At 71.2% G+C, this 20,084-nt stretch carries 20 protein-coding genes; 10 read left to right on the top strand and 10 right to left on the bottom strand.

What is annotated here, in order from left to right:
- Positions 1 to 143: 143 nt before the first annotated feature.
- The 5 genes from ABT070_RS24040 to ABT070_RS24060 form a co-directional block, all read right to left on the bottom strand.
- Positions 144 to 989, bottom strand: a complete 846-nt coding sequence (locus ABT070_RS24040) for a carbohydrate ABC transporter permease (RefSeq protein ID WP_351763894.1) — start codon at positions 987 to 989, stop codon at positions 144 to 146.
- Positions 986 to 2,344 (bottom strand): carbohydrate ABC transporter permease, encoded by a 1,359-nt coding sequence (locus ABT070_RS24045; RefSeq protein ID WP_351763895.1) that lies wholly within the window; start codon positions 2,342 to 2,344, stop codon positions 986 to 988. Before ABT070_RS24045 ends, ABT070_RS24040 begins: the two co-directional genes overlap by 4 nt.
- A 6-nt stretch (positions 2,345 to 2,350) precedes the next feature.
- Entirely contained in the window at positions 2,351 to 3,679 is a 1,329-nt protein-coding gene (locus tag ABT070_RS24050; RefSeq protein WP_351763896.1) for an ABC transporter substrate-binding protein, read from the bottom strand.
- A gap of 55 nt (positions 3,680 to 3,734) precedes the next feature.
- The gene (locus ABT070_RS24055) at positions 3,735 to 5,366 is read right to left on the bottom strand and encodes a glycoside hydrolase family 13 protein (protein ID WP_351764048.1); all 1,632 of its coding nucleotides are present in this window, start codon (positions 5,364 to 5,366) and stop codon (positions 3,735 to 3,737) included.
- A gap of 224 nt (positions 5,367 to 5,590) precedes the next feature.
- Positions 5,591 to 6,859 carry an ABC transporter substrate-binding protein gene (locus ABT070_RS24060; protein WP_351763897.1) on the bottom strand — a complete coding sequence of 423 codons (1,269 nt, stop codon included), beginning with the start codon at positions 6,857 to 6,859 and terminating at the stop codon, positions 5,591 to 5,593.
- A 124-nt stretch (positions 6,860 to 6,983) separates the two neighbouring features.
- Between ABT070_RS24060 and ABT070_RS24065 the strand changes: the two genes are divergently transcribed.
- The 4 genes from ABT070_RS24065 to ABT070_RS24080 all read left to right on the top strand — a co-directional run bounded on the left by ABT070_RS24065 (position 6,984) and on the right by ABT070_RS24080 (position 11,129).
- A complete protein-coding gene (locus tag ABT070_RS24065) occupies positions 6,984 to 7,499 on the top strand; it encodes a PadR family transcriptional regulator (protein ID WP_310431145.1) in 516 nt (171 codons plus the stop codon).
- A complete protein-coding gene (locus ABT070_RS24070; protein ID WP_351763898.1) occupies positions 7,496 to 8,245 on the top strand; it encodes an ABC transporter ATP-binding protein in 750 nt (249 codons plus the stop codon). Before ABT070_RS24065 ends, ABT070_RS24070 begins: the two co-directional genes overlap by 4 nt.
- 3 nt (positions 8,246 to 8,248) lie before the next feature.
- The gene (locus ABT070_RS24075) at positions 8,249 to 10,543 is read left to right on the top strand and encodes an ABC transporter permease (RefSeq protein ID WP_351763899.1); all 2,295 of its coding nucleotides are present in this window, start codon (positions 8,249 to 8,251) and stop codon (positions 10,541 to 10,543) included.
- Positions 10,544 to 10,679: 136 nt separating this feature from the next.
- Positions 10,680 to 11,129 carry a hypothetical protein gene (locus ABT070_RS24080; protein ID WP_351763900.1) on the top strand — a complete coding sequence of 150 codons (450 nt, stop codon included), beginning with the start codon at positions 10,680 to 10,682 and terminating at the stop codon, positions 11,127 to 11,129.
- Here the strand turns inward: ABT070_RS24080 and ABT070_RS24085 are convergent.
- From ABT070_RS24085 to ABT070_RS24100, 4 genes are all read right to left on the bottom strand, one after another.
- Positions 11,126 to 11,671, bottom strand: a complete 546-nt coding sequence (locus tag ABT070_RS24085) for a GNAT family N-acetyltransferase (protein WP_351763901.1) — start codon at positions 11,669 to 11,671, stop codon at positions 11,126 to 11,128. The genes ABT070_RS24080 and ABT070_RS24085 overlap by 4 nt on opposite strands.
- Before the next feature lie 68 nt (positions 11,672 to 11,739).
- Entirely contained in the window at positions 11,740 to 12,519 is a 780-nt protein-coding gene (locus ABT070_RS24090; protein WP_351763902.1) for a class I SAM-dependent methyltransferase, read from the bottom strand.
- Between the two features lie 5 nt (positions 12,520 to 12,524).
- Positions 12,525 to 12,650, bottom strand: coding sequence for a hypothetical protein (locus tag ABT070_RS24095; RefSeq protein ID WP_351763903.1), 126 nt, complete (start codon positions 12,648 to 12,650; stop codon positions 12,525 to 12,527).
- A 62-nt stretch (positions 12,651 to 12,712) separates the two neighbouring features.
- Positions 12,713 to 13,570 carry an alpha/beta fold hydrolase gene (locus ABT070_RS24100; RefSeq protein WP_351763904.1) on the bottom strand — a complete coding sequence of 286 codons (858 nt, stop codon included), beginning with the start codon at positions 13,568 to 13,570 and terminating at the stop codon, positions 12,713 to 12,715.
- 94 nt (positions 13,571 to 13,664) lie between these two features.
- Here ABT070_RS24100 and ABT070_RS24105 point away from each other — a divergent pair, with 94 nt between their 5' ends.
- Both ABT070_RS24105 and ABT070_RS24110 read left to right on the top strand, forming a co-directional pair.
- A complete protein-coding gene (locus tag ABT070_RS24105; RefSeq protein WP_351763905.1) occupies positions 13,665 to 14,567 on the top strand; it encodes a LysR family transcriptional regulator in 903 nt (300 codons plus the stop codon).
- An 80-nt stretch (positions 14,568 to 14,647) separates the two neighbouring features.
- Positions 14,648 to 15,157, top strand: a complete 510-nt coding sequence (locus ABT070_RS24110; protein WP_351763906.1) for an SRPBCC family protein — start codon at positions 14,648 to 14,650, stop codon at positions 15,155 to 15,157.
- A gap of 119 nt (positions 15,158 to 15,276) precedes the next feature.
- Here ABT070_RS24110 and ABT070_RS24115 read toward each other — a convergent pair whose 3' ends face one another.
- Positions 15,277 to 16,206, bottom strand: coding sequence for an oxygenase MpaB family protein (locus tag ABT070_RS24115; RefSeq protein ID WP_351763907.1), 930 nt, complete (start codon positions 16,204 to 16,206; stop codon positions 15,277 to 15,279).
- Between the two features lie 351 nt (positions 16,207 to 16,557).
- On the opposite strand from ABT070_RS24115, the gene ABT070_RS24120 reads away from it, so the two are divergent.
- Genes ABT070_RS24120 through ABT070_RS24135 form a run of 4 tightly spaced genes read left to right on the top strand, consistent with a single transcriptional unit; the run spans position 16,558 to position 20,082 of the window.
- Positions 16,558 to 17,424, top strand: coding sequence for an ABC transporter ATP-binding protein (locus ABT070_RS24120; protein ID WP_351763908.1), 867 nt, complete (start codon positions 16,558 to 16,560; stop codon positions 17,422 to 17,424).
- The gene (locus ABT070_RS24125) at positions 17,421 to 18,266 is read left to right on the top strand and encodes an ABC transporter permease (RefSeq protein WP_351763909.1); all 846 of its coding nucleotides are present in this window, start codon (positions 17,421 to 17,423) and stop codon (positions 18,264 to 18,266) included. Before ABT070_RS24120 ends, ABT070_RS24125 begins: the two co-directional genes overlap by 4 nt.
- Positions 18,263 to 19,462: a sensor histidine kinase gene (locus ABT070_RS24130; RefSeq protein ID WP_351763910.1), complete on the top strand. Its 1,200-nt coding sequence runs from the start codon at positions 18,263 to 18,265 to the stop codon at positions 19,460 to 19,462. Before ABT070_RS24125 ends, ABT070_RS24130 begins: the two co-directional genes overlap by 4 nt.
- On the top strand, positions 19,459 to 20,082 hold the full coding sequence (locus ABT070_RS24135; protein WP_351764049.1) for a response regulator: 624 nt from the start codon (positions 19,459 to 19,461) through the stop codon (positions 20,080 to 20,082). Before ABT070_RS24130 ends, ABT070_RS24135 begins: the two co-directional genes overlap by 4 nt.
- Positions 20,083 to 20,084 lie beyond the last annotated feature (2 nt).

Below are 20,084 nucleotides of genomic sequence, written 5' to 3' on the forward strand. Positions count from 1 at the left end.
GTGCGCTCGGGCTGTGCGTCAGGTGTCACGGCACGAGTCTGCCGGTGGGCGACGGCGGACCGGGGACGCCGTTCGGGCCTGCCCGCGTCCGGGGGCGCCGGAGGCCCCCGTCCGGCCGCGGGCGGGGGACTCCGGCGCCGGGTCTACTTCACGGACCCGGCCATGACCCCCTGTACGAAGTGCCGCTGGAAGGCGAAGAAGACGGCCACCGGGACGATCAGGGACAGGAACGCCCCCGGCGCGAGCACGTCGATGTTGCTGCCGAACTGCCTTATCTGCGACTGGAGTTCCACGGTCAGTGGCTGTGACGAGCTGTCGGCGAACAGCAGTGCCACCAGCATGTCGTTCCACACCCACAGGAACTGGAAGATGGCCAGGCTCGCCAGGGCGGGCCGTCCCACCGGCAGCACGAGCCGGGTGAAGATGCGCCACTCGTTGCCCCCGTCCATACGGGCCGCCTCCAGCATCTCCCGGGGTATCTCGGCGAAGTAGTTCCGCAGCAGGAAGATCGCGAACGGCAGTCCGTAGGAGACGTGGAAGAGGACGACGCCGGGAATCGTGCCGAACAGCCCCAGTTGGCCGAAGAGTTTGGCCACGGGCAGCAGGCCGATCTGCACGGGGACCACGAGGAGCGCGACCACGAGGAGGAAGAGGGCGTCACGGCCGGGGAAGTCCAGCCAGGCGAAGGCGTACCCCGCCAGCGCGGCGATCGCCACCACCAGGAACGTCGCCGGCACCGAGATCAGCACGGTGTTCCAGAACGCCTGCGTCATCCCGGCGTTGCCCAGCAGCGACGTGTAGTTGTCGAAGGACAGCTGCCCGGGAGTGGTGATCGCCGTCCACCAGCCGCCCTTGGCCGTGTCCTGCGCCGATCGCAGGGACGACACGAGCAGTCCGGCGAGCGGGGTGAGCCAGAGCAGTCCGACGACCACGAGGACGGCCTGCACCAGGCTGTTGCCGAGCCCGCGCCGAAGCGCACTGAGGTTCATCGCTGACTCCCTCGGAAACGACGGACGTTGAGGACCATGGCGGGGATCACCAGCAGCAGGAGCAGCACACCGAGGGCGCTGCCCAGTCCCTGGTCGTTGCCGCCGCCGAAGGACACCAGCCACATCTGGGTGGCCAGCACGGTGGCGTCCTCCTGCACCGGGCCCGGCGCGATGATGTAGACGAGGTCGAACACCTTCATCACGTTGATGACGAGGGTCACGAAGACCACGGTCAGTACGGGCGCCAGCAGCGGCACGGTGATCCGGCGGAACACCTGCCACTCGTTGGCCCCGTCCATCCGCGCCGCCTCGAGCGAGTCGCGCGGCAGCGCGGACAGGCCCGCGCCGATGAGCACCATCGCGAAGCCGGTCCAGATCCACAGGTAGGCGCCGATGATCGCCGGGGTGACCAGCGCCGGGCCCAGCCAGGAGATGCCGTCGTAGGGCGGGGCGAAGTTCGAACCCGGAAGGATGACGGTGTACGAGCCCGGCTCCAGGCCGGGGAAGCGGAAGGAGCCGTCGGCCGCGGTGGTGGTGCTCGCGGCGGTCTTCCCTTCGCGCACCGCCTCGACCTTCATCCTGGGCAGCCCGCTCTCCTGACGGTCCACCGCGCCCGTCTTTCCTCCCCCGCCGGGGGTGAAGTCCAGGTAGACGACTCCGCGCAGTTCGTCGGGGCCCGCTGTGCGGGCGGCCGCCGGGTAGGCCGGTTCCGCGCCCGCCGGCAGGTCCTTGGGCGCGACGCCGACCAGGCCGAGGGCGACCGTGTCGCCCGGTGACACGCTCGTGCCCGTGCGGTACGAGCCGCCGGCGCCCCGGGTCAGGCCTTCGCCGTCACGGGCGCGGGCGGTCGGGTAGGTGGCGGTGCCCTGGAAGGCGTCGTGGACGCCGACGGCGGCCGCGTTCAGGACGCCCTTGTCGGGGTCCTCGTCGTAGGCGAGGCGGAAGATGATGCCCGCGGCCAGGAAGGAGACGGCCATGGGCATGAAGAGGAGCAGCTTGAACGCCGTGGCCCAGCGGATCTTCTCGACGAGCACGGCGAGGATCAGACCCAGGCCGGTCAGCAAGGTCGGCGCCACGACGACCCAGATGGCGGTGTTGCGCACGGCTTTGAGGGTGGCCGGGTCGCGGAACATCTCGGTGTAGTTGTCGCCGCCCACGAAGCGCGTCCCGGAGGCGTCGAAGAAGCTGCGGCCGACCGAGAACAGCACGGGGTAGACGACGAGGGCGCCGAGCAGGAGCAGCGCGGGGAGGACGAAGAGCAGGGCGAGGGCCCTGCCCCGCCGCCGGGCGCGCCGCTTGCGGGCGGCGGTCGCGGCGGCGGAGGGCACGGCCGGCTTCGTGAGCGTGGCGGTCATCGCCGGTCAGCCCTTGTAGGCCTTGGCCGCGGCGGTCTCCAGCTGCGCCGCGGTGGCCTTCGGGTCGGACGGGTCGCGCAGGAAGTCCTGGAGCAGCTTCCACTCGCCGGCGCCCTTCGTCCCGCCGAACGCGGCCGGGGCCTGGTCGGACATGTCGAAGCGGACGGAGTCCCCGGCGGCGATGAGCGACTTGGCGGTGGTGCGAGTGACGTCGTCGCCGTAGGCGGCGAGGTCGAGCTTCTTGTTCGGGGAGAGGAAACCGCCCGTCTCGGCCCAGACGGCGGCGGCCTCCGGGGTGGCGAGGTACTCCAGGAGCGCCATGCCGGCCTTGGTGTTCTTGCCGTCCTTGAGGACGACGGCCGCGTCGCCGCCGCTGACCACGGGTGCCGCACCGCCGCCGACGGGCGGGAAGGCGAAGAAGTTCGCGTCCTCCCCTATCTTCCGGCCGAACTGGTCCTTGGCGACGCCTGCGACGAAGTCGCCCTCGTAGACCATGCCCGCCTCGGGCTCGGGCCCGAAGACCTTCTCGACGGAGCCCGGGAAGTCGGTGTTGAGCGCTCCCTTCTGGCCGCCCGCGAGGAGCTGCTTGTCCTGGAAGAGCTTGCCGAGCGTGGTGAGGGCGTCGACCACGCTCTGGTCGGTCCACTTCAGTTCGTGGGCGGCGAGGGCGTCGTACTTCTCGGGTCCTGCCTGGGAGAGGTAGACGTTCTCGAACCAGTCGGTGAGCGTCCAGCCGTCCTGGCCCGCGACGGAGAAGGCGGCGAGGCCCGAGTCGGAGACGGTCCGCCCGGCCTTCAGCATCTCGTCGTAGGTCTTCGGCGGCTGCACGCCGGCCTGGTCGAGGGCGGCCGGGCTGTACCAGACCGTCGACTTGTGGGCGGCCTTGAAGTAGAGGCCGTAGAGGGTGCCCTCGACGCTGCCGTAGTCCTTCCAGACGGTCGCGTAGTTGGCGGCGACGGACTTCTGGGTGGCCGACGACAGCGGCTCGAGCCAGCCGTTCCCGGCGAACTGCTGGAGCACGCCGACCTGCGGGACCATCACGACGTCGGGGGCGTTGCCGCCTTCGATCTTGCTGCCGACGACGGTGGAGACGTTGTCGCCGGTGGAGACGAACTGGGTCTTGGCGCCGGTCTTCTCGGTGAACGCCTCCAGCACCTTCTGGAAGTTCTTCTGCTCGGCACCCGACCAGACGCCGGCCACGGTGACCGTCTGGCCGTCCAGCGACTTGTCGCCGCCGCCCGCGGACACGGGGTCGCCGCCTCCGCAGGCGGTCGCGCCGAGGGCCAGGGCGAGGGCGGTGCAGCCGCTGAGCAGGGTGGTACGTCGTCGCATCATCGTCGATGTCCGTTCGTAGAAAGGGAGTTGGCGGCGGGTGGGGCGGTGGTCGTGCTCAGGAGTCGGTGTCGTCACCGATCCACCAGGCGGCCGTGGAGCCGGGGAGCACCCCGGCCCGGCAGGGGCCGCTGGACAGCAGGGGGTTGCCCGGAACGGGCGCCGGCGCGGGCGCCGTTCCGAAGTTGACGGCGCAGACGAGGCCGTCGCCGCGGGCGAAGGCGAGGACGCCGGGCTGGGTGTCCAGCCAGCGCAGCGAGCCCTCGCCGAGCTGGGGAAGGGTGGCGCGCAGGTGGAGGCCGTCGCGGTACAGGTGCCAGAAGGAGCGGGTGTCGGCGAGGGCGCGATCGGTGGCGTACTCGGCGAAGTACTCGGGCTGCGGCAGCCAGGGTTTGGTGCCGTCGACGCCGGAGGTGAAGCCGAACGGTGAGGCCTGCCCGGACCACGGCAGCGGCACCCGGCAGCCGTCCCTGATGCGGGCCCGGCTGCCGGTGCGGCGGAAGATCGGGTCGGTGAGCACGTCGTCGGGCAGGTCGACGACCTCGGGCAGGCCCAGTTCCTCGCCCTGGTAGATGTAGGCGGCGCCGGGCAGCGCCAGCAGCAGCAGGGCGGCGGCGCGGGCGCGGGCGGCGCCAAGACCGCTGCCCTCGACGGCCGGCTCGCCATAGCGGGTGACCGTGCGGACCTGGTCGTGGTTGTTGAGGACCCAGGTGACGGTCGACCCCGTTCCCGCGATGTCCTGCATGGCCTCGGTGATGACCTTGCGGAAGGCGTCGGCGTCCCAGGAGGCGCTCAGCAGGTCGAAGAAGAAGGCCTGGTGCAGTTCGTCGGGGCGGACGTACAGCGCGTGTTCGCGGGCGGTCGGGACCGAGACCTCGCCGACCAGGAGCCGTTCGCGGCCGTCGCGTGCCGTGTACTCCTCGCACACCGCCCGCCAGTGCCGCCACACGTCGTGCACCTCGGGCTGGTTCCAGGCGAGCGGGTTGACGGAGTCGCGGGTGCGGGCGTCGGCCTCCGGGTCCGGCGAGTCGGGCAGCTCGGGGTGCTTGAAGAGGCCGGCGGCGACATCGATGCGGAAGCCGTCGACGCCCCGGTCCAGCCAGAACCGCAGGGCGCGGTCGAAGGAGGCGCCGACCTCGGGGTCGCGCCAGTTCCAGTCGGGCTGTTCGGGCGTGAACATGTGCAGGTACCACTGGCCCGGGCGGCCGTCCGCCTCGGTCACCCGGCTCCAGGCCGGGCCGCCGAACATGGCGTGCCAGTTGTTGGGCGGCTCGGCGCCGTCGGCTCCCCGTCCGTCGGCGAAGTGGAAGCGGGCCCGGGCGGGGCTGCCCGGCGCCGAGGTCAGCGCCTCGTGGAACCAGGGGTGCTCGCTGGAGCAGTGGTTGGGCACGATGTCGAGCAGCACCTTGACACCCAGTCGCCGCGCGGCCGCCACCAGCCGGTCGAACTCGGCGAGGTCGCCGAAGAGCGGGTCGACGTCGCAGTAGTCGGCGACGTCGTAGCCGTGGTCGGCCTGCGGGGAGGGGTAGAAGGGGCTCAGCCAGATCCCGTCCACACCCAGCTTCTTCAGATACGGCAGTCCGGCGCGGACTCCGGCGAGATCGCCGACGCCGTCGCCGGTGCTGTCCAGGAAGCTGCGGACGTACACCTGGTAGATCACTGCCTCACGCCACCAGTGGTGCGTGTCGATGCGCGTGTCGATGTGCTGGGAGCTCACCCGTTGGCCTGTCTGTGCGGGCTGACTGTTATGCATGCATGTTAGGTAGGTGTTTCACGGGGGTGTCAACGAACAGGCAGCAGGTATCTGACAGACAGGGGTCTCAGATACGTTGATACCGGGGCAAATCGCACCCGGTTGATATGGCGACGTTACCTAACATGTAAGTAGGGGAAATCGGTGTCGGCTGAGGAGTGTCAGCCGCGACGGGAGATGTCCGCCAGCTCCCGGGCCAGCCGCCGCACCGCCGCCTCGGGCGTCGAGTGCCCGGACATCGCGTCGTGCACGACCGCCTGCACCACCATGCTGACCTGGTCGTAACGGGGGCTCTTGGGGCGCGGTGCGGCCGTCAGGACACTCGCGCGCAGGGTAGGCAGGTACGGGAACCGGCGCACCAGCTCCGGGTCCTCGTACAGATCCGCGCGTACGGGCGGCAGCGCGCCCCGGGTGAGCACCTGCCGCTGGACGCCCTCACTGGTGAGGTACGCGATCAGCCGCGCGGCGGTGTCGGGATGCTCGGCGTGCGTGTTGACGGCCAGATTGGAGCCGCCGAGCACGCTGGTCCCGGGTCCGTCGCGCCCCGGCAGCGGTACGGCGCCGACCTTGCCGGCGAGCGCGGACCCCGCGGCGGAGGCGCTGACGTACGCGTAGGGCCAGTTGCGCAGGAAGAGGAGGTGTCCGTCCTGGAAGGCCTGCCGGGACTCCTCCTCCGTGTAGGTCAGGGCCTCTTTCGGCACCCACCCGTCACGGACCCCGCGTGCGAGGAATCCGATGCCCTCGCGGGCGGCCGAGTCGACGGTGACGCGGTCGCCCTCGTCGCCGAGGATCGTGCCGCCCGCCGAGTACACGGCCTCGGCCGCGTTGACGGTGAGCCCCTCGTAGGGCAGGAACTGTCCCGCGTAGCCGTCGAGTCCGTGCCGGGGCGCGATGGTCTTGGCGGCCCGCTCCAGTTCGGCCCAGGTACGGGGAGGTGGCACGCCCTCCTCGGCGAGAATGTCCTTGCGGTAGAGGAGCAGCCCCGCGTTGGTGACGTACGGGACGGCGTACAGCCGGCCGTCGTACGTCGCCGTGTCCACGACCGGCCGGAGGAAACTGCCCAGCGGGAAGCGGTCTCGTGGCAGCGGGCGGATCCAGCCGGCGGCGGCGAACTCCGAGGTCCAGGCGACGTCGATGTTGAGGACGTCGAACCGGCTGCGTGCGCCGCCGCGCAGATCGGTGATCATCTGGGCGCGCGACTCGTCCGCGGAGTCCGGCAGTTCGACGAGGGTGACCTTCTCGCCGGGGTGGGCGCGGTTCCAGCCCTGGAGCAGCGGGCCGAGATAGCCGGTGAGGTCGCCGGCGGTGGCGAGGGTGAGCGGTCCGCGGCCCTGCAGCCCACCGGCCGCCCGGGCGCCGGACGCGCCGTAACCGGCCAGGACGACGGCGAGAACGAGGAGGCCCCTACCGGCGGCGCGTATCCACCGCATAGGTTCCTCCCTGTACACCGGCGCCGGGCACCCTCGCCCGGAGTCAGAGGCTATGTATACCCGTTAGGTATGGGCGATACTAGGGCCTGGACCACAATACGAGGCTGCGAGGAGGACAGCACGAGTGCGCCTGCCCCTCCTGGCCCTGCTGGCGCGCGGCCCGGCCCACGGCTACGAGCTCAAGCAGGACCTTGAGCGACTCCTGGGCGCCGCGTACCCTCAGCCGAACATCGGCCAGATCTACGTGACTCTGAGCCGCCTCGAGAAGACGGGGCTGATCGAGGGCGAGGAGGTCGAGCAGTCGAGTCGGCCCAACAAGAAGATCTACCACCTCACGGACGCCGGGCAGGAAGCGCTGCGCGTCTGGTACGAGGAGACGGCGGACGAGCCGCGGTTGCGGGACGAGTTCTTCATGAAACTCGCGCTCGCCCCGCAGACCGGTCTCGCCGACCAGATCGCCCTGATCAACAAGCAACGACGCCACTACCTGAACACCATGCGCACCCTGTCGAAGCTCGTCACGGGCGAGAACCGCGACAACCGGACGGCCCGACTGCTCATCGAGGGCGCCATGCTGCACCTGCAAGCCGACCTCGACTGGTTGGAGCGCTGCCAGGAGGAACTGGAGGAGCCGGAGTGAAAGACACCCCCACTCCTGCGCTGCGGGCCGAGGGCCTCACGAAGACCCACCACGGCGAGGGTGCTCCCGCCCACGCCGTACGCGGGGTGGACCTGTGTGTACGGCAGGGTGAGTTCGTGGCCGTCACCGGGCCCTCCGGCGCCGGGAAGTCGACGCTGCTGCATCTGCTCGGCGGCCTTCAGCGGCCGGACAGCGGCAGCATCTGGCTGGACGGCGTGTGCACGGACGGCTACAGCGAAGCGCAGTGGGCCGTGGCCCGCAGGCGCCGTATCGGCGTCGTCTTCCAGTTCTTCAACCTGGTCTCCAACCTGTCGGTCGCCGACAACGTCGAACTGCCCGCGCTGCTGGCCGGGGTCTCCCCCAAGCGGGCCCGCGCGGAGCGGGAGGAACTGCTGGCCGAGCTCGGCCTGACGGGCAAGGAGCGGAGCATGCCGGGCGAGCTGTCCGGCGGCGAACAGCAGCGGGTGGCGCTGGCCCGGGCCCTGGTGAACCACCCTCCCCTGCTGCTCGCGGACGAGCCCGCGGGCAGCCTGGACAGCAAGGGCACCCGCGAGGTGACCCGGCTGTTGTCCCGGTTCCACCAGCGCGGCCAGACCATCCTCCTGGTCACCCATGACGCGCGTATGGCGAGCTCCGCGGACCGGGTGATCAGCTTCTTCGACGGCAGGATCGCCGACGACGCGGCCCTGGACGCCATGCCGTCCTCCGGCAAGGGGATATCCGCGGTCCTCGAGCTGAGGGACTGACCCGTGCGAGCCACGTTGCGCTGGGCGCACTCGGACCTGCGGACGCATCGTGGCGAAGCGCTGTTCCTGGTGCTCGCCACCGTCGGCGTCGTCACCTCCCTGCTGCTGGCGGCGGCGCTCTTCGGGTACGCGACGAACCCGTGGGAGCGGGTCTTCACCCAGTCCCGGGGCGCACACGTGTCGATCCACACCGGCCCCTCGGCCGAGGCGGCCAAGCTCGCCGGGCTGGACGGCGTCGAGGCCGTAGCCGGGCCCTATCCCACCGCTGCCACCACGGTCGCCTCCCGCGGCGCCCGCGCCTCCGTCGAGCTGCGCGGCACCACCGCACGACCCGCCGTCGGACGTCCCCTGCTCGTCTCGGGCCGCTGGCTCGACGCGGCGGCGCCCGACGGTGTGGTGCTGGAGAGCAGCCTCGCGCGGGCGCTCCTGGCCGAGCCCGGAGACGTGCTCACGCTGCCCGGCGGCGCCTCGACGCTGACCGTGCTCGGCGTCGCCGACAGCCCCGAGCCGCGCTACCGGCAGGGCGAGCGGCCGGGACTGGCCTGGGCGCTGCCGCCCGCAGTGCCGCGCACCGGCTCCGACCGCGGCCAGGTGATCGGGCTGCGCCTGACGGATCCCGGGGACACCGACTACGCCGTCCAGCGCGCCGTCACCGTGCTCGGCTCCGGCGCCGTGCGCGAGGTGTCCACCTGGCAGCAGGCGCGAGCCGAGGCGCAGGGCGACGACCGGCTGCTCGGCCAGATACTGGGCCTGTTCGGACTCGGCGCGCTCGTCGCCGCCGGGCTCGCCGTGCACGGGGCCATCGGCACCCGCATCCGGGGTCATCTGCGGGACATCTCGATCCTCAAGGCGATCGGTTTCACGCCGGGCCAGGTCATGCGGGTCTTCCTGCTCCAGCATCTCGCCTACGCGCTGCTCGGCGCCGTGGCCGCCGCCGGGCTCGTACAGGCGCTGGGCAGCCGGCTGCCGGGGCGGCTGGGAGACGCGGTCGGGGTGTGGCAGGGGCTGCCGGGTCACGCGGCGACCCTGTTCGTGGTGCCGGTGGGGGCGGTGCTGTTCATCGGCGCGACCACCGGGCTCGCGGCCTGGCGGGCGGGGCGGGTGCCGCCGGTTCCGGTGCCCCGGACCGCCGCCCCCGCCGGCGGGCGTCTGTCGGGCGTGGCGCGCCGCGCGCTCGGCCTGCGGCTGCCGCCCGCGCTGGTCCTCGGCTGGCACAAGGCGTTCGCGCGTCGCCCGCGCTCGCTGGCCACGATCGTCCGGCTCGCGCTGCCGCTGACGCTGATCGTGGTGGCGATGAGCGCGTGGACGACCATGGACCGCTTCCGCAGCACACCGGAGGAGATGGGGATGGCGGCCGCGCTCACCGTCCGCGCCGACGACGGTCTGAGCGACGCCGCTACCCGGACGCTGCTGGAGCGGCGTCCCGAGGTCGCCGCCGCGTATCCGGGCGTCGAGGTGGCGGCCCTGGTTCCCGGCCAGACGGCGACGATCGCGCTGCGCGGCCTCGGCACCCGTACGGACCCGTACCCCTACACGCTGGCCGAGGGCCGCACCGCCCGCGGTGCCGACGAGGCGGTGGCCGGGCAGGGACTGCTGGATCTCCTGGACGTCCGGGTCGGCGACTGGGTGCGGATGACCGTGAGCGGCCGGCCCCAGATCCTCCACATCGTGGGCCGCAGCATCGAGCCGGAGAACGCCGGCCGGGTCATCTCCACGTCGCTCGACACCCTGCGGGAGAACGACCCGGCACTTCAGCCGACGTTGTACCAGGTCCGGCTGCGGGACGGCGCGGATCCGCGTCGCGTCGCCAGCGAGCTGAGCGCCTCGGCCGGGCGTGGCCGGCTGGACGTGCACACGGTGACGAACCCCGCCGACGGGCTGTCGCCCCTGCGCAGTGTCGTCGTCGGCCTGCTCGGCGTCCTCGCGCTCATCGGCCTCGTCGATCTGCTGACCGCCATCGGCGGCGCGGTGCGCGAGAGCGAGCGGGATCTGCTCGCTCTCAAGGCGATCGGGCTGACTCCGCGGCAGATCACGGCGATCACCGTCACGGCCACCGGTTGCACCGTGCTGGCCGCGGTCGCCGTCGCCATGGCACTGGGCATACCCCTCTCCCACTGGCTGATCGACGCCCAGGGCCGGTCGAGCGGCATCGGGGCCGGTATCGCACAGGCGCCGTCCCCCCTCGCGCTGTCCGCGTTCGGCGCGACGGCGTTGCTGGGCGCTCTGGCGCTCGCGGCGCTGCCCTCGGCCCGCGCCTCCCGGCGGCGCCTCGCGGACACGCTGAGCGCGGTGGCGTAACCCGGGGAACCGGAGGGCTTTCAGGTGCCCCGGCGCCGGGCATGACGTGTACCGGGGTGGCCGAGGAACCGGGGGACGCATTCACGTCAGAGTCGAGCACCTGATCAGACACGGGGTCTCCCGCCGGGCATGGGTGGTGGGGGCCGGTGCCGCGTACTGGCTCTGCGCCGTGGCCGGAGTCGGCTACCTCGTCGGGCAGGGGACGACGGCCGGGAACGTCGTCGCTCTTCACCTGGTCTGCTTCGCGATCGAAGCGGTCTCGGTGCTCGGAGTCCTGTGGCCCGGAACGGGAGCCGGGTCGCAACAACTCGTGGACGATCACCAGAGCGTGACGGTGTCCGCCTCCTGCTTCAGCGGGATCTTCCTCATACCCCCCGCCCTGATCACCCTGGGCTCACTCGGTCTGACCGGCCGCCCGATGGAGGCCGTGATCGCTTCGGCCTCGGCGCTGACGCTGGCCTCGTTCGTCGGCCTCGTCGCGGTGACGGCCCTCGCCCCCTCGGTCCGCCCGGCCCGGGAGGGGGCCGGCCCGCCGGACGGCCCGGACTGGTCCGACGGCGGGGACTTCGACTCGGGCGGCGACTAGCGGGGCCGCGAGTCCGGCTTCCAGTCCTGGACGAGGAGACCGAGCAGCACCTCGTCGAGGAACTCGCCCATCACCCAGGCCGAGGAGCGCAGGACGCCCTCGCGGACGAAGCCGTTGCGTTCGGCGGCACGCAGCATCGCGGCGTTGTCCGACAGCGTCTCGATCTGCAGCCGCTGCAAGCCGCGCACGATGAAACCGTAGTGGCAGAGGACCGCGACCACGTCGGTGCCGTAACCCTGACCGCGAGCGGACGGCAGCAGCCCGAGGCCGATGTGCGCGAACCGGTTGTGGCTGTCGATGCCCCACAGCGTGGCGCTGCCGACCAGCGTGTCGCCCTCCAACTCCACGACGGAGAACGGAACATGCCCCTGTTCCTTGTCGTCCACCACGAGCCGCGCGTCCTTGGAGCCGGGAGTGATCGGCCGCCACGGCCGGCTCTCGGCTCGCGAGGCGTTGACCACGTCGTCGTAGAGCTCGGCCCGCAGGATCGGGATGTCGTCCTCGTGCCGAGCCCTGAGCCCGACCTTGTTGCCTCTAAGCATGCAAACTTCCTATCCGACGGAGTTCTCCGACGGCAAACCAATAAGGACGGCGAACCCACGAGACCCGGTCAGTGACGGCGGCGCGCTGTGACGATCCAGGCGCGTGAGTCGAAGTACACGCCGCCGTCGGTGTGGTGGGCGTCGAGGGTGGTGCGCAGCCGCGTGCGTGCTTGCCGCGCCGCCACGGCGTCGAGTTCGGCGAGCAGGCCCTTGAATTCCCACAGGCGGAGCACGGCGTCGAAGGCGGTGGCGCCGTCCGGGCCGTAGTAGACGGGCTCGTGCACGTCGGTGAAGCTGACGTCCTCGAAGCCGGCGGCCGCCAGGATGCCTTCCGTGACGGTCGGGTCGGCGAGAGAGAACGGGTCCGGACCGCGGGGTACGGCTGACGCGGCGGTGAGGCTCCGGCGGATCGCGGTGGCCCACTCGTTGCGGTCGCGCCCTTGCCAGACCAGCAGCACCAGGCGCGCCGCCGGGCGCAGAGCCCGCCCGATATTGCTGAACGCGGCGACCGGGTCGGCGAAGAACATCGTCCCGAACCTGCTGATACAGAGGTCGAAGCGCGCCGACGGGAAGCGGTGGACCTGGGCGTCCGCCTGTCGGTAGGTGATGTTGGTCAGACCCTGCTCGTCGCTGAGCCGGCGGGCCCGTTCGAGCATGGTCGCGGAGAGATCCACGCCCAGCGCGCTTCCGGTGACGGCGGCGCGGGCGGCCTCACGCGTGGACTGCCCTGTGCCACAGCCGATGTCGAGCACATGGTCGCGAGCGAGTACGCGGGCAGCGGCGCGAAAGCGTTCGTTGTGCAGGCGCAGTTCCGCGTCGTAGTCGAACAGGTCTGACAGGTCTGACATGACCGTCACCCGATCCTCTCGATGCCGATGCCGATGCCCATGCCGATGCCGATAGCGATAGCGATAGCGATGTTGGTACCGATATCGACCGGGCCGTCGCGGAGTGTGCCTCGCGCCTGGTCCAGCGTCATGGTTTCCCCGGTGCGAGCTCGTCGGAGATCGGCAGCCGGAACACCCACCGACCGCCGCCGGGTCATGGTCGGCCGCCTCCGGTGTGCTGGAGCAGAGCCGGGACGAACACGTCCCACAGCGGCTTCGGCAGGTCGTGACCGGCGCCCCCCAGGGTCAGCAGCGTCGCGCCGGGAATCGCGTCGCGCAGCGCATGTCCGTGCGGGAGCGGGAAGACCGGGTCGTGGTCGCCGTGGACGACCAGAGTCGGCGCCTCGACGGAGGCGAAATCGCGGGACGACCCGTCGAAGGTCATCGCGTAGTGGTTGACGAGGGTGGCTGCCGGGTCGCGGGTGCGGGCCACGTCCCGCTCGACCAGCGCGCGCGTGGCCCTCTCGTCGAAGTAGGGCGAGCCGCCCGAGCACGCCTTCGCCGATGCGACGACGAAGTCCACCACCGCGCCGGAATCGGCGGGGTCCGGGGAGGCGGGGATGCCGCCGGTGAGCTCGTCCGACGGCGGCGGGAGTCCGTCCTCGCCCGTGGAGGTGGAGACGAAGGTCAGTGACTCCACCCGGTCGGGGTGGTCCACCCCGAGGATGAGCCCGATTCCGCCGGACATGGACCGGCAGACGATGTGAGCGCGCTCGACGTCCAGGGCGTCCAGGATGCCGAGCGCGTCCCCGGCCAGGTCGGTGAACGTGTAGCCCGGCCTTCCCGGCGGGTAGCTGGTGGATCTTCCGGTGTCCCGGTTGTCGTAGCGGATCACGAACCGGTCGCCGCGCGCGATCCGTTCGCACAGCCCGGTTTCCCACCACAGCATCGAGGCGGTCGCACCGTCGATGAGCAGGATCGCCGGGTTCGCGGGGTTTCCGAAGGTCTCGAGGCACAGCTCGACATCGTCGATCTCGACGAGCTTCTCACCGTGCGAAAGGTGATCGGTCATGAGGACCACGCTAGACCTGGCAGTCCATCGCCAAAAGCGATGGTTTCCGATCAAGTCGATCGCGAGGAGCGATGGTGCCGGTTACGGTGGGCTCATGTCCGACGTGGAACTGCGGCATCTCACCACGATGGCCGCTGTGGCCGACGAGGGCTCGTTCGGGCGGGCGGCCGCGCGGCTCGGGTACACCCAGTCGACGGTGAGTCAGCAGATCGCGGCTTTGGAGAGGGCCGTCGGTGGTGCCGTGTTCGACCGGCCCGGCGGGCCGAAACCGGTGCGGATCACCCCACTCGGCACGGTGGTGCTGGCCCACGGACGCGATCTGCTGGCGAAGGCCCGGGCGATGGCGGCGGCCGTCGACCGGTTCAAGGCCGGCGACGGCAGGGTCGACATCGGCACCTTCCAGAGCGTGTCCAACGTGATCCTGCCGCTGGTCGTACGCGGGCTTCGGGACGAGCACCCCGACTGTGACATCAGGCTGTTCGAGGAGGAGACCGCCCGGCCACAAGTCCATGAGCTCGACCTGATGTTCTTCGACGGCCGCGTGGACGGCGACGTCGAACACCGCAAACTGCTCGACGACCCCTACCTGTTGGTGGCCCGCCGCGGCACCTTCCCCGACGGTCCGGTGCGCCCGGCCCTGCTCGACGGCGTTCCGATGGTGGCGCACCCGCCGATCTGCGACCAGGCCCGGATGGAGCAGGCGCTCGCGGGCCACGGCGTCCGGCCGCACATCGTGTGCCGCACCGCCGGCAACGAAACCGTGCTGTCGATGGTGCGCGCCGGCATGGGTTCGGCGATCCTGCCGCAACTCGCCCTCCACAGTGCGGACATCGGCTCCGATGCGTCGCTCTGCGTCCACGAGCTCAGGCCGGCGCTCCCGCCACGCGAGATCTTCCTGCTGTGGCAGGCGCATCGCACTCACTCCCCGCTCGCGGCACGGGCGATCGAGATCGCCGTGGCAGTCGCGGGCAGGATCGCCGAGCGCACGCGAAGCTGAGCGGCCCGAGCCGGCGCCGACGCGTTCCGCACATTTACTACTGGCGAGTAAGCTGCGCGTTCCCGGAGTTTGGAGTGGTCGTGGTCCGCAGGTTCACCGTGTCCGACAGCATTGTCATAGAGGTCCCGCCGGAGGTGGCCTACGAGGCGGTCAGCCGGCCCGCGCAGATGAGACGGTGGAGTCCGGAGAACCTCGGGGCCACCGTGCCGGCGCCGGACGTGTCGGCCCCGCTGGGGACGACGTTCGAGGGCCGCAACAAGCGCGGGGCGTTCCGTTGGGTCACCCGATGCACGGTGACAGCGGCGGACTCGGGGAGCCGTTTCGCCTTCCGGGTGCACGCGATCGGGGTGAAGCGGCCCCGGCTGCGGGGCCCGATCGCCACCTGGGAGTACCGCTTCGAGCCCGAAGGCGGTGCCACGCGCGTCACGGAGTCCTGGACGGACGACCGGCGGGCCTGGCCGTCGGTCGTCGCCAATGCCTTCGACCGGGTCGCCACCGGCGGCCGGACGTTCGCCGACTTCCAGGAGGGCAACATCGCCCGGACGCTGCGCAACCTGAAGCGCGAGCTCGAAGCGGAGTCCGCTTCCTGATCCCGGCGCCCCGGCCCGTGCCGTCCCCGGGTGGCGCGACGGCGGGGCGACGGCGGGGCGGGTCTCAGGCGCGGGTGGCGTGGCGGGCGGCGGCGGGGTTCTCGGGGCGGGCGTTCACGTCAGCACGCGCCCAGGGTCCGCCGGGCGGCGGGATCGGTGCCGGGGCGGTGGGTGGCCCAGTAGGCGAGGGCGAGGGCGAGGGTGATCCTCAGCGGCGGGAGCACGAGGGCCATCGTGACGCGTACGACGCGGGCGAAGCGGCGCAGGGCGCGTTCCTGTCGGGCGCTCCAGGTCAGGTGCAGCCGCTCGCGCAGGACGGGTGGCAGGGTGCCCACGGTGACCAACAGGGCGTAGTGCGCGGCGAGTCGGGCGATCGGCGACCAGAGCGGACCGGGCAGCCAACGGAACGGCTTGGCGGGGCTGGCGAGTTCGTCGAGGACGTCCTGGACCGACCGGTTGAACTCCAGGCGGTGGATGACCATCTCGTCGTAGTAGTCGAGGAACGACGGCCAGTCCGGAGGAAGGTGATGCTCTTTCAGGCCCCATATGCGGCCCACGTCCCGCATGCCGCGGTAGTACTCGTCCAGTTCGTCGGCCGACATGCCCTTGCCGAACAGGCGCTGCGCGTCCACGGGGCCCTTGACCAGGGTCGCGTGCACCCAGTGGTACGCCTCGGGGTTGAGGGCGTGGTAGCGGTGCCCCAGCGAGTCGGTGCCCTTCATGCCGGTGTGCACGTGGAGAAGGCGGCGCGCCTCGGCGGTGGCCGCCTCCTGACCGCCGTAGACGACCGTGGTGAGGGAGAGCAGGGTCCGGATCAGGCGGGGCCAGGGTTCGGCGCGGAAGTTGCTGTGGTCGGCGACGCCCGCCCCGACCACGGGGTGCGAGACCTGGAGAAGCAGCAGCTGGGGTGCCATCAGGGTGGCGCGGGCATCGCCGAAGCGGCGCCAGACGACCCCTCCCCTGCGCGGCGCGCGGATCTGCGCGGGTATCTCGGCTTTCCCCGCGTTCAGTCGATTTGCCCTGTCTGACGTGTGCGGTACGCCGGTCATGACGCCTCCGTCCCTCCGCCGCGTCCGGAGTATTGACGCGCCCAGTGAAACAAGTCAATAGTTTTTGTATCTTTGACTCTCCGGACCCTCCGGACCCTCCGGACTCTCCGGCCCCCCGGACTCCCTGGGCGACACCCCCGACGCGGGGCCCCGGGGATTCGCCTCCCACGGATTCACCTCTACAGGCAAGGAAAACACGAAAAGGTTCATATATGCACATATCAGACACGCGGTCGAACGGCGTGCACGCACGCGCCGCACGCGCCGCACGCGCGTGTCCACCGTTCGGTGGACACAACGAGGTACGCACGGTCGTACCGGAACGTCCGATTCCCGCCGAGTCTGATCGGCATGACAACACACGCGAACGAACTCGTGGTCGACGTACGGGGACTGCGCAAGCGGTACGGCGACGTGACCGCGGTCGACGGCATCGACCTGGGCATCCGCAGAGGTGACGTGTTCGGCCTGCTGGGGCCCAACGGAGCCGGCAAGAGCACCACGGTGGAGATCCTCCAGGGCAACCGCTCCCGGGACGCGGGCCAGGTCTCCGTACTGGGCGCGGACCCGGCACACGGCACGCGCGCGTGGCGCTCGCGGGTCGGCATCGTCTGGCAGGACGAATCCGCGCCCGCCGAGCTGACGGTCGGCGAGACCGTGCGGCACTTCGCCCGCTACTACCCGAGGCCACGGGACCCGGAGGAGGTCATCGGCCTGGTGGGTCTTGAGGCGAAGACCGGCAGCCGGATCAAGGCGCTGTCCGGCGGGCAGCGCCGGCGGCTGGACGTGGCCCTCGGGGTGATCGGCGACCCCGAGCTCCTGCTCCTGGACGAGCCGACGACCGGCTTCGACCCGGCGGCCCGGCGCCAGTTCTGGGACCTGATCCGCAAACTGGCCGACGAGGGCACCACCATCCTCCTGACCACGCACTACCTGGAGGAGGCGGAGACGCTCGCCGACCGGCTGGCCGTGGTCGCCGGCGGCTGGGTCGTCGCCGAGGGCGAACCGAAGGCCCTGCGGGAGCGGTACGGCACCGGGGCCACCGTGGAGTGGACCGAGCCGGACGGCGCCACGCGCACGGAGCGCACGGACACGCCCACCCGGACCGTCGCCGAGCTCATGCGGCGCTTCGACGGCGAGATTCCGGGGCTCCGGATCAGCCGCCCCACGCTGGAGGACGTCTACCTCCGGCTGACCGGACAGGAGGACGCCCGATGACCACGACCGTCGCACGCACCCGCACGAAGGCGCACACCGACCGCCTGCCCGGAGCATGGCGACTGGGGCTGGGGCGTGGCGTCCTGGAGCTCAGGCAGTTCTTCCGGCAGCGCGACCAGGTGCTGTTCACCTTCGCCTTCCCGGTGGTCTTCCTGTTCCTGTTCGCGTCGATCTTCCGGGACGACGTGCGCGGAGCGGGCATCACCGCCTCGCAGCTCTACGTCCCCGCGATGATGGCCGCCGGCATCATGTCGACCAGTTTCCAGTCCCTCGGCATCTCGATCGCGATCGAGCGGGACGAGAAGGTGCTGCGCCGGCTGCGCGGTACGCCGATGCCGCCGGCGGCGTACTTCCTCGGCAAGATCTGGCTGGTCCTCGTCACCGGGCTGCTGGAGACGGCGATCCTGCTGCTCGTCGGCGCGACCCTCTACGACGTCGATCTGCCCACGGACCCGGGCCGCCTGTTCGACTTCGCCTGGATCTTCGTGCTGGGTCTCACGGCGTGCGCGCTGCTCGGCATCGCCGTCAGCTCCGTCCCGAAGTCCGGCAAGAGCGCCACCTCGGTGGTCGTACTCCCGTTCCTGGTCCTTCAGTTCATCTCCGGCGTGTACATCGCGATCGACACCATCCCCGACTGGATGCTGAACATCGGCGCCCTGTTCCCGCTGAAGTGGATGTGCCAGGGGCTGCGCGGGGTGTTCCTTCCGGAGTCGGCGCAGGTCCTGGAGCAGACCGGTGGCTGGGAATTCGGTCGGGTGGCCCTGGTGCTGGGGGCCTGGTGCGTCGGAGGATTGCTGCTGTGTCTGCTGACCTTCCGGTGGAAGAACCGGCGCGACGGATGAACGAGCCGGAACGGGCCGGGGGCGCGTACACCTGGGACCGCTCGTTCCGGATCTGGGACAGCTACTTCGCGTTCGTCTGGCTGGCCACCCTGGTGTTCGTGCTCGGCACGGGGTATCCGGGCCGGCCGGTCAGACTGGTCGCGGCGGCGCTGCTGGTTCTGCTGATCCCGCTGTTCGTGTGCGTCGGGCGCCCCATCCTGCGGGAGGATCCGCCGGACCCAGGGCGGGCGCTGGGCTACCTGGTGGCGGCGATGGCGCTGTTCCTGCCGTCGGCGATCCTCGTGGGCGAGACCCGGCTGATGACCTTCGCGCTCGTCCCCCAGTGCTTCATGACGCTGCGCATCCGGTGGGCGCTGGTGGCTGTGGCCGTCATCAACCTCGTGCCCGTGGTCGGGTGGGCGCTGGTGTGGTGGCCCGACGACGAGGCCGTCTTCTTCAACGGGATGTTCGCGGTGGTCACCTTCGTCTTCTCGACGGCCGTCGGCACCTGGATCATCCGGATCATCGAGCAGAGCCAGGAACGGGCCGCGCTGATCGCGGAGCTGGACACGAGCCGCCACGAGATCTCCCGGCTGTCGGCCGAGCACGGCGCGCTGGCCGAGCGGGAGCGGATGGCCCGGGAGATCCACGACACCCTCGCCCAGGGTTTCACCAGTCTGCTGATGCTGGTGCAGGCCGTCGAGGCGGAACTCGACGACGACATCATGCAGGCCCGACGCCATCTGGCCCTGATGGACGAGACGGCCAGGCAGAACCTCGCCGAGGCGCGCGCCCTCGTCGCCGGAGGCGCGCCCGCCGACCTGCACGACGCCTCGCTGCCGGATGCCCTGCGCCGGCTGGCCGCACGTCACGGGACGGAACTGCGGATGACCGGTCCCGTACGTCCGCTGCCGGCCGGCCCCGAGGTGGTGGCCCTGCGCGCCTGCAAGGAGGCGCTGGCCAACGCCCGTCGACACGCAGGGAGTTCAGCCACGATAGGCATCGTCCTGACGTACGCCGAAGAGGCCCTCACCGTGTCCGTACGGGACGACGGCTGCGGCTTCGACCCGCACAGGGCGACGGGAGGCTACGGTCTGGCAGGACTGCGCGCCCGGGCCACCGAGGTGGGCGGCACCGCCTCCGTCGACAGCACACCCGGCGACGGCACCACCGTGACCGTCCGCCTGCCCGTACCGCCCCCGAGGAGCCCATGGTGATCCGGATCGTCCTGGCCGACGACCATCCCGTCGTACGGGAGGGCCTGCGGGCCATGCTCAGCGCCGAACACGACCTGGAGGTGGTCGCGGACGCGTCGAGCGGACCGCAGGCCGAGGCGCTGGCCGCGGAGCTGCGCCCCGACATCGTGCTGATGGACCTGCGGATGCCCGACGGCGGAGGCGTGGACTCGATCGTGCGGATGAGCGCGGCCGGACTGCCCTGCCGGGTGATCGTCCTGACGACCTACGAGACGGACCGCGACATCCTGCGCGCCGTGGAGGCCGGGGCGGCGGGCTACCTGCTGAAGGACCTGCCACGGAGCGAACTGGCGAACGCGGTACGGGCCGCCGCGCGAGGCGAGACGGTGCTGGCGCCGACGGTGGCGGCCCGCTTGGTGGACCAGTTGCGCACCCGACCGGAACGCCCGCGGCTGTCCGAGCGGGAGACGGCGGTGCTGCGGCTGGTTGCGGAGGGGTGCACGAACGCGGAGATCGGCCGCCGTCTGTTCATCGGCGAGTCGACGGTGAAGACCCATCTGCTGCGGGTCTTCGGCAAGTTGGGTGTCGACGACCGAACCGCCGCGGTGACGAGCGCGATGCGCTACGGCCTGCTCGACTGACG

Source organism: Streptomyces sp. NPDC002884 (assembly GCF_040295245.1).
Taxonomy (GTDB): domain Bacteria; phylum Actinomycetota; class Actinomycetes; order Streptomycetales; family Streptomycetaceae; genus Streptomyces.